4 protein-coding genes and 2 pseudogenes are annotated in these 9,222 nt (G+C 74.8%); 5 read left to right on the plus strand and 1 reads right to left on the minus strand.

Features of this window, described 5'->3' with window-relative positions; all coding sequences use genetic code 11:
- The 3 genes and pseudogenes from MXD58_RS13125 to MXD58_RS13135 form a co-directional block, all read left to right on the plus strand.
- Window positions 1-1,823: pseudogene (locus tag MXD58_RS13125) on the plus strand (hypothetical protein); the annotation flags it as partial.
- A gap of 217 nt (window positions 1,824-2,040) precedes the next feature.
- Window positions 2,041-3,615, plus strand: coding sequence for a protein phosphatase 2C domain-containing protein (locus tag MXD58_RS13130; RefSeq protein WP_248839205.1), 1,575 nt, complete (start codon window positions 2,041-2,043; stop codon window positions 3,613-3,615).
- A gap of 75 nt (window positions 3,616-3,690) precedes the next feature.
- On the plus strand, window positions 3,691-5,556 hold the full coding sequence (locus tag MXD58_RS13135; RefSeq protein ID WP_248839204.1) for an NAD-binding protein: 1,866 nt from the start codon (window positions 3,691-3,693) through the stop codon (window positions 5,554-5,556).
- Window positions 5,557-5,610: 54 nt separating this feature from the next.
- Here MXD58_RS13135 and MXD58_RS13140 read toward each other — a convergent pair whose 3' ends face one another.
- Window positions 5,611-7,299, minus strand: coding sequence for a hypothetical protein (locus tag MXD58_RS13140; RefSeq protein WP_248839226.1), 1,689 nt, complete (start codon window positions 7,297-7,299; stop codon window positions 5,611-5,613).
- Here MXD58_RS13140 and mptB point away from each other — a divergent pair.
- Window positions 7,242-8,720, plus strand: coding sequence for a polyprenol phosphomannose-dependent alpha 1,6 mannosyltransferase MptB (gene mptB, locus MXD58_RS30710; protein WP_518477966.1), 1,479 nt, complete (start codon window positions 7,242-7,244; stop codon window positions 8,718-8,720). The genes MXD58_RS13140 and mptB overlap by 58 nt on opposite strands.
- Before the next feature lie 49 nt (window positions 8,721-8,769).
- A pseudogene (locus MXD58_RS13150) lies at window positions 8,770-9,222 on the plus strand (hypothetical protein); the annotation flags it as partial.

Genomic DNA, 9,222 nt, shown 5'->3' on the forward strand with positions numbered 1-9,222 from the left:
TTCGCGGTCGTCCTGTTCGCGGCGGCCGGTCAGCGCACCGTCCGCCGCATCATCGCGCCCTTCCCGGACCGGGGCTCGGACTGGCGCTGCTGCTCGCCACCCCGGCTGGGCTGCCCGTCGACCTGCCGGCCGGCACGCGGTTCCAGGGCCAGCTGCGCCGCCTCGCCGGCATGCTGCTGGCAGCCGGCACCGGTACCGGCGCGGCCGGCGGAGCGGAACGCAGGCCGCCCAGGCCGCCATCCCAGCCGGCGTTGGCGCAGGCCATGCGCCGCGGCCGGGCGGAGCTCGTCGATCGAATCCTGGTCCGCGCCGCCGAGCTCGGCGCGGATCCCGGTCGGGCCACGGTCGAAAGCGCCGTCGCCGAGCGGCAGCGACAGGTCGAAGGAATGATCACCGCGCTGGCGGACGATCTCGCCGCGCTGCCCGGTCCCTCACCCACCCGCGGCGTCCAGGCGGCACTGCGAGACGCCGAGCCGACGCTCACGGCCGGCATCGAAGCGATCTTGGTTGCCTGCCGGTTGCCCACCGCCGCCGACCAGGCACAGCGGTTGGCCGCGCAAACCCTGGCCGCGCTGCGGCCGGTCACCCCCACGCCATTGCCCGCCGGGCGGCCCCACCCGGCGGGCAATGAACCCGCGCACCCGAGCAACCCACCCATCGCGGCCGCGCCGACGACACCGGTCGTCCCGGTCGTCCCGGTCGCTCCAGTCGCTCCAGTCGCTCCAGTCACCACGCTCGGTCCCGTCACCGCCGTCGACACCACCGCCGGTCCGCCCGCCGCGTCCGCCCCGACCAGCTCGTTCGCCGCGGCACCGGCGAGCGGCGGCTGGACTCCCGACCCAGCTGCCGTCGTAGCGCCGTCACCTCCGTTCAGGCCGTCAGCCCCGGTCACGCCGGCGGGCCCGGTGACGGCCGGCCCGGCGGCGCAGCGGCTTACCCGCGGCAGCGAGACACCGGCGGCCACGGTCGTCCGGCTGCTGCGGGAGACCCACGCGTGGGGAGCCGATGCCTTCCGGCTGCTTGTCCTTTACGCCCCGGGCTGGGACGGTGCGCAGGACCTCCGCCATGCCATCGCCGACGCCGCCGCGCTCTCGCCGGCGCCCGTGACGGCCGGCGCGGGGGGCGCCTTTCTCGCGGCCGGCGCCCGGCCCGTGTTCGAGCGGCTCATGGTCGGCCGGCCGGATGGACAGCCCTCGGAGCGCATGACCGCCCTGCGCCGGGTACTCGATCTGTACCACCATGACAGGGCCGGATCGGGCGACGCCGACCTCGATGCCCTGGCGGCGGAGCTGACCGCGCGCATCCCGGCCACCGACGACTCGGACCACAGTCCCACCGTGGCCTTCCTGGCCGCCTGCGAGTCGGAGCTCCCGGACGCCGCACAGGTCTTCGGCCTGCTCGCCCGGCACGTGCCCAGCTGGGAGGGCGAGCGGGACCTGCACGAGGCGATCTGGCGCTGGGGCACGGCGGGCCGGGACAGCCGGGACAGCCGGGCACGGCACGGGTCGGAACCACCGACCGGCGCGGCGTTGGCGGCGGCGGCGGAGCGGTACTTCCGCCGCACCGTCCAGTCCGTCGACGCCGAGGCCGGCGGCCCGCATCCGGCCGATCTGGAACGCGTCGTGCGGCGCCTGGCAATGCTCTACCTGCCGGACGACCCCCAGCTGCGGGCCGCCGCGGCCCTGGCGGACGTGGTCGAGTCCCGCATCCTCGCCGAGATCACCGACGGCCCGAACCGGCGGCGCCGCCGCTCCTTCGGGCTGCCCGTGATCACCTTCACCCTGCTGATCGGTGTCATGCTCCCGCCCCCGGCACGGCGGTGAAACCGGGCCGGCGTCCGCGCGAGCGGTGCCAGCCTGGCCCTCGAGCACCCGGTTGCCCTACTCGGGGTCGGTCAAGTCTGGAACAATGACCAGCACTTGTGTCGGTGTCGCGACACACCCGTGGTCCGCGGGACGTCGATGTCCTTGAGTATCAAGAAGGACGGCTGGCAACACGTCCGGCAGCGTGGTCATGACTGGTTCGGCGGGGACGGAGGCCATGGGTAGCTCGCTGGTGCCGATCATGCTCATCGTGGTGCTGCTGGTGGCCCTGGTGATCTTTCTCTATCTGAACAACCGGCCGGTCCGGCAGGGAAACCAGCGCCCCAGGCGTGGCCTGAACCACGAGCGCCACCAATCCGGTACGGTGCCGGTCCGTGACGATCCCGACACGACCGCTCTCGACGACCTTCCCGGCTTCGACGAACCGGATCCGGCGCCCGCGGTCGCCGCGCCGGCGGTGGAGTCACGCGCGACGGGTGGCCGGTCCTCCGACACCCACCTCGCCAGGGTTTACCACCTCGGTGGGGGCGCGGACGACGGGCCCGCCGACGGCGGGGCGGGAGCCGACCGAGCGGGTGAAGAACCACCTGGTAGCGCCAGGGCGAGCGACGCCGGTTCGGATGGTGATGGTGCTGCCAGCCCGAACTCGGCCGGCAGGGGAGCACATGATCCACGGGCCAGTGACCCAGGTATGGCCGAGGCAGGCTCCGTCGGGACCGCCGGCGCGCCGTGGGGAGGGGAAGTGACCGCCAAGGTTCCCGCGGGCGAGTTCGGCCGCGGCTCCGACCCCGACGCGACCGGCTGGACGCCGCCGCCCGCGACGCCGCCGCACCAGGTGCCGTCCTATGACGACGATCGGCAGAACACGACCCGGTACTACGACCCGCAGACCGGTGACTTCCCGATCGCGCCGCCCACCACGACCTACACCCCGCAGCCGGCCACGCCGGAGCCGGCCGCCCAGGCGGGCACGGGTGATCCCCGCTGGGAGAGTTCGCCCACCGCGACGACCTTTCCCGGCATGACACCCCCGCCCCGCCGCCGGGAACACGCGGCGGACCTCGTCGCGGCCGAACCCGACGAGGTCACGGCCGCGCCCCTGCGGCTGGCCGCCGCCGGGCGGACCCGCCGGGGCAAACGCGGCGGCCCCAACGAGGACGCGTTCGTCGTCGTCGACGGCCTGCTCGCGGTGGCTGACGGAGTGGGCGGCGAGGCCGCCGGCCAGATCGCGTCGACGCTCACCGTGACCACGGTCGCCGGCTTCCGGCCGCAGTACGCCGAGGATCCGCTGGAGGGCCTGCGCAAGGCGGTGGAACGGGCGAACCGGGTGGTGCGCACCCGCGCCCGGGAGGAGCCCACCTGGCTCGGCATGGCCTGCACGCTCGACGTCGTCATCCTCGGCCGGCAGCGCAGCACCGGCGAGTACCTCACCGTCGCGCACGTCGGGGACAGCTCCGTGTGGCTGCAGCCGGGGCGCGGGCGCCCCCGGGCGCTGACCACCCCACACGCGATCCGCAACGGCCCGCTGCTCAACGCGGTCGGTCTCGCCGACGAGATCGAGGCCGACATCTTCTCCGAGCCGGTCCGCGCCGGCGACCGGGTGGTGCTCGCCAGCGACGGCATCACCAAGGTGATGACACCCGAACAGCTCGACGGCCTGATGAGCGAACTCGGCTCCTCGCCGCCCGAGCGGGCTGCGGACGCCCTCGTCGAGGCCGCGCTGCTGGCCGGCGCGAGAGACGACACCACCATCGTCGTCGCCGACCTGGTGTCCGAACCCACCGGACGGTGACGCCGGCGGCCGGCGCCGCGCTGCCACCGGCCGGGTCGTGATGCGTCCCGGCCGGGGGGCCCGCGGCCGGCACTGGTGATTCCCCCGGGCGCGGGCCGCCAGGGCTTCCCCGGCGGCCCGGGCCTCGTGCTGGCCGTGGCCGGCCGGCTCGCGCGGTGGCTGCGCCATCATCTGCTCGGCGTGTTCGCCGTGCTCGGGGTCATCGCGTTCACCCTCGGCCTGATCGGGATGTACCGGCTGTTCAAGGCCACGCCGGCCTCGTTCAGCTGGCCGAACGTGGTCTATTTCACCGCGACGCTGTTCCTCCTCGACGGCAACGTCTTCCAGGACGGCGGCCAGTTCCCCCTGACGCTGGAAATCGCCCGGTTCCTGGCCCCGCTCGCCACCGCCGTGGGCGTCGCGGACGCCGTCAGCACGGTCTTTGCGCAACGCTTCGAACGGTTTCGGGCCCGCCGGGCCCGCCACCACGTGGTCGTGTGCGGTACCGGACCCACCGCCTCCGCCCTCGTCGACCGGCTCTCGCAGACGAAAAGGGTGGTGCTCGTCGCCGAGGACGCGCAGCGCGAGTATCCGGACGCCGAGCGGCCCGCGGGGCTGTTGCGGGTGGTCGGCGACCCGGTCGAGCCGCTGGTACTGGCGAAGGCGGGCATCGCCCGGGCCGACGTGGTCTACGGCTGCCTGCCGGACACCTCCTCGAACCTGGCGATCGCGCTCGCCGCCCGGCGCCTGGCCGTCGACCGGGCGGAGCAGCCGCTGCGCTGCCTGGCCCAGGTCGGAGACCTGTCGCTGATCCCGCATCTGCGGGCGCGGCGGATCGGGCTCGACGACGACGCCGGGTTCCGGCTGGACTTCTTCGCCATCGAGGTACTGGGCGCGCACGCCCTGCTCAACCGCCACCCGCCGAGCTGGGCGACGGTCGAGGCCGACGGCGCGCCACCGGACCAGCCGGCGCCCCTGGTCGTGCTCGGCCTGTCAGGGCTGGGCCGGGCGCTGGTGATGGAGCTGGCGCGCCGCTGGCGGGCCTGCGCCGGCGCGGACGGGGCCCTGCTGCCCATCGCCGTGTCCGACCCGAGCGCCGCGGCGAAGCTGGCCCTGCTGCGGGCCCGCGAGCCGGCCCTGTCCCGGGTCCTGCTGACCGGCCACGACACCCAGAACGGTGAGCTTCCCCCCGACGTCCTGGACGCCACCGACCGGCTCGGCCCGCCGGAGTTCGTCTACGTCTGCCTCGGTGACGAGGAGCGGGCGCTGCTGTTCGGCCTGGACGCCGCCCAGGTGCTCAACGAGCGCTTCGGCATCGGGCGGACGACGGTCATCGTGCGCACCGGCCGGCAGCGCAGCCTGCAGGACGTCTTCGGCCAGCCGAACACGACCGTGGCGCCGACGCCGACGCCGCTGCTGGAGAACCTGCGGGGCGGCGTCCGCTTCTTCGCCGTGAACGACGAGGCGCTGCCGCTGGACCTCGGCGACACCGACCTGATCGAGCGGTTCGCCCAGGCCAGCCACATCCGCTACCTGGAGACCGAGCGGCGCCGCGGTCAGGCGATGGGATCCCGGCGGGCGATGGTGCCCTGGGACGAGCTGCCCGAGGACCTGCGCGACGCCAATCGGGCCCAGGCGGCGCAGTTCGGCGAGATGCTGCGGACCCAGAGCCTGATGCTGATGCCCGCCGGGGAGGCGGACTCCGACTTCTCCTTCACCGGCGCCGAGATCGAACAGCTCGCCCAGCAGGAACACGATCGCTGGCGGCGGGAACGGACCGCGAAGGGCTTCACCCTCGGACCGGCACCACAGGACGGCTCCGGCCGCCGTCATCCGGCGATGGTCGACTGGGCCGAGCTGCCCGAGGTCGACCGGGAACGCGACCGGGACGTGATCCGCGCCCTGCCGGGCATCCTCGCGCACGCCGGGCTGCGCATCGTCCCGCTCAACCGGCCGAGCTGAGGACAGGTCGGGAGCGGACGGCGGCGGCCCCCCGCGGCCCGGTGGGACGCCGGGTCAGCCGACGCGCTGGTCGACGGGGCAGTCCAGGGCGCTGGCCCGGGTCAACCCGTCGACGGAGAGCCGGGCGGTCAGCCGCACCGGCCCGGCGGACTCGGTGAGGATCCCCGTCCAGCCGCCGGCGGCCCGGAACACGCAGGCCCGGCCCTCGGCCGGCTGCCAGTACGGCGTGTAGTGCACGAGGACCGTGGCGATGCCGGGCGCGCGGAAATCGACGGCCATCGAGCTCACGCCGAGCTCGGTCAGGCTCGCCGGCCCCTGCACCAGGCCCGGCGAGTCGGTGACCAGCCAGACCTTCCAGTGCGCGTCCTGCCAGGCCAGGTCCAGGTACGGCAGACCGGCCCGCAGCAGCTTCGCCTCGGCGACCGCGGAGGGGTCCAGGTCGACGTCGGGCAGGGCGACATAGCGGATGCCGCGGGCCAGCAGCCACTGGTGGTATGTCTCGGCGTTCAGCGTGCCGTCGTAGAACAGGGCGTTGTACTTGCTGTCGAGCTGACGCAGCCAGCCGCGGGCCATCGGCACCGACGGCGCCACGTAACGTGCCTCCCAGTGCGCCCGGGTGAACGGCACCTCCACCCGACCCGCGGGCACCGGGGTGCCGCGGTCGAGGAAGTCGAGCATGCCCGTGTAGTAACTCGCCTTGGCGGACGGGTCACCCTGGGTGAGCAGGGCGCCGTGCAGCGGCCCGAGCTGCCAGCCCATCAGCGGGATCGCCACGATCGCCAGCAGCCGGCGCCGGTCGGCGAGCAACAGCGCCGCCGCCGGGCCGGCCAGCAGCGTCGCCGGCCGGGTGATGTTGCCGCCAACCTGGGAGGGCAGGAAGAAGAACAGGCTCGCCGCGGCCGCCCACAGCAGCAGACCGTGCCGGATCGGCCGGGCCTCGCGCGGGACGACGAGCAGCCCCACCCCGATCAGTGCGAGCAGCGAAAGGTAGGTCACCGCGGGGAAGGGCTGGTAGCCGTCCTCCGGGAAGGCGAGCGCCACGCCGATGCCGGCCCCGGCGCCGACGAACGGAAGCACCCGCCGCCAGCCGATCGTCGGCAGCAGCGCGCAGCCGACCAGCAGCACGAAGCCGGCCGCCAGGGGCGAGGCCAGCGACGAGAGGATCGCGCCGGCCCACGTGAGCTTCGTGCGCCGCTCCCGCGCGCCGAGCAGCGCCAGCGCACCGAAGGCCATCCCGAGGGCGAACGGCATCCGGCCCACGACCAGGTTCGACACGGTCGCGACGGCGAACCAGACCAGGACGAGCTCGTGTCCCGAGCGCCGCCGCGGGCCGCGCAGCAGCCGGGCGACGAGCACGGTGGACGCCACACAGGACAGCGCCCCGAGGACCTCCACCCCGAGCAGCGCCCCCAGCGGGGGGAACAGCACGCTGTACCCGGGTATGGTGTGGCCGCCGTACCATTGATCGTCCCAGAGCAGCGCTCCACCGTGACGGAACAACCACACCCGGTACTCCTGGGCGGGGGTGTCGGGACCGGTCACGCCGAACCCGACGCACAGCAGGCACAGGACGGCGGTCACCACCCACGGCCAGCGGCAGGCCACGGCGGCCACCGCGTTGGCCGCGCGCCGCACCGGCCCACGGTGGCGCGGCGGTTCGACGGCGATGAAGGGGGTCTGGGGCAGTGGAGCCACTCGGGGCTCGGTCTCGCCTGCCGCGGCCGACAGCCGGCCGACCGGCATCGCGTCGGTCGACGGGCCGGGCGCCGCGAGGGCACTCACGCGCGACCTCCCCAGCAACCGACGACGGTCCCTCCGCCGCACCCGACAGATCATCCCCTGGCACCCTGCCTCGAGGCGAGCGGCCGAGAACGGCCACCCCACCCGCGGCTGGGCGCGCTCAGCCCGGACCATCCGCTGGCGGCGGCCACACCGGCGTCGGCTGGCTGATCGCCGCCGGCACCGCGGCCGCGATCACGGCCATGGCGGCCGAGAGCCGGCTCGGACCGAGAGACCCGAACATCACCGATCCCTCATCCTGGTGGGAGATTCTTCCATCGACGCCGCCGGGCGAGACCACGAGGGGCGTTCTGGCCGGACTGTCCGCGCTGAGCGTCATCGCCCTGTGCGTGTGCTGGGCTGCGCTCCTGCGCGGCGCGCTGGCCGGTCGGGTGAGCATCCGCGGCGGGCTCGCCGCCGCCGTGGCCTGGAGCGCGCCGTTCGCGGTGGGTCCGCCGCTGTACAGCCGGGACGCCTATGCCTACGCCGCTCAGGGCGAGCTCGCCAGGCTCGGGCTGGATCCGGCGACCCACGGTGTGTCCGCCCTGCGCGCCGCCGGCGCGGCGGACGGTTCGGGGCTGGGGTTCGTGCGCGCCGTCGACCCGCGCTGGGCCGATACCCACAGCCCCTACGGCAGCGCGGCGGTGGCGATCGAGAAGGCCACGGCGGCGCTCGGCGGCGGTCCAGGCGGGACCGTGGTGGCGCTGCGCGTCGTCGCCGTGCTCGCGACGGTCGCCCTGGTCGTCCTGACGCTGCGGCTGGCCGGGAGGGGCCACCGTGCGGTCGCCGCCGTGGCGGTGGCGGCAAATCCGGTGATCATCATGCATCTCGTCGGCGGCAGCCACTTCGACGCGCTCGCGGCGGCCCTCGTCGCCGCCGCCCTCGCCCGGCCGGGCGCCACCGAACCGGAGAACCAGCTGTGCCCGCGGCCCGGTCGGCACGGGGTCGGCCGACGCGTCAACGACCTGCTCGACGCCTACCACGAGCATCTGCGCGACGCCGGCGTTCTGGCCGAGACGGGCTTCGGCACGACCGCGACCCGCCGGGCCGATCTCGCCCAACGGGTCTGGCGGACGGTCCCCATCCCCGCCGAGAGTGCCGCCGTCCCGCTGTTCTCGACCGGACGGCAGTCGGGCCAGCCGGACACGCGGCCCGAAACCGCCCGCTCGATCGTGTTCGCCCCGCACGCCGCCCGGACGCCGACCACCGGGGCGCGGTCGACGCCGGGCGACGCGAGCGGCGCGGCAGCGGGAGATCCGAGCGCCGTGCCGCCGAGGACCACGCCGGTCTGGACCGGTTCGACGCTTGTCGCCGGTGTCCTGCGGCTGGTCCCGCCTCGGGATGCGGCCTGTCTGGACGTCCTCTTTCCGGCAGCCCGAACATGATCGAGATGGCCGGACGAGCGAGGAACCGGCCGCCGCGACAGGGCCGGCCGTGATCGAACATTCGTCGCCGATCAGGGCGCACGCCGACTGGACGGCCGACGCGAGCCGCATCGACCAGGTCGTCTACGTCTGGTCGCGGGCCCGCTCGGGCCGGGAGGGCTACTTCCCGGTCGCGAGTTCGCTCAGCTCGGCAGGGACCCGCTCCTGGCACGACCTGCTCGCCGGCCAGGCAGAGCCGGACGATGCCGGGGTCGAGCCTCCGGCGAGCTCACTCGCCTACCTCGTCGGTGTCGCCGGCCCACCGGGCCACCACGATCCGGACGAGGTGCCCCACGCCGCGCTGGTGCACCGGGTCCGGGTACCCGGCCGCAGCGGACCGGGGACCGGCCGCCGGCGGGCGCATGTCCTGCTCGGCCGGGCGGACTACCTGACCGAACGGGTGGCGCTCGCGCTGTACTCGGCGGGGACAGGCCAGGCCGACGCGCCCCGCACCACCCCGCGC

The organism is Frankia sp. AgKG'84/4 (genome assembly GCF_023242965.2).
Classification (GTDB): domain Bacteria; phylum Actinomycetota; class Actinomycetes; order Frankiales; family Frankiaceae; genus Frankia.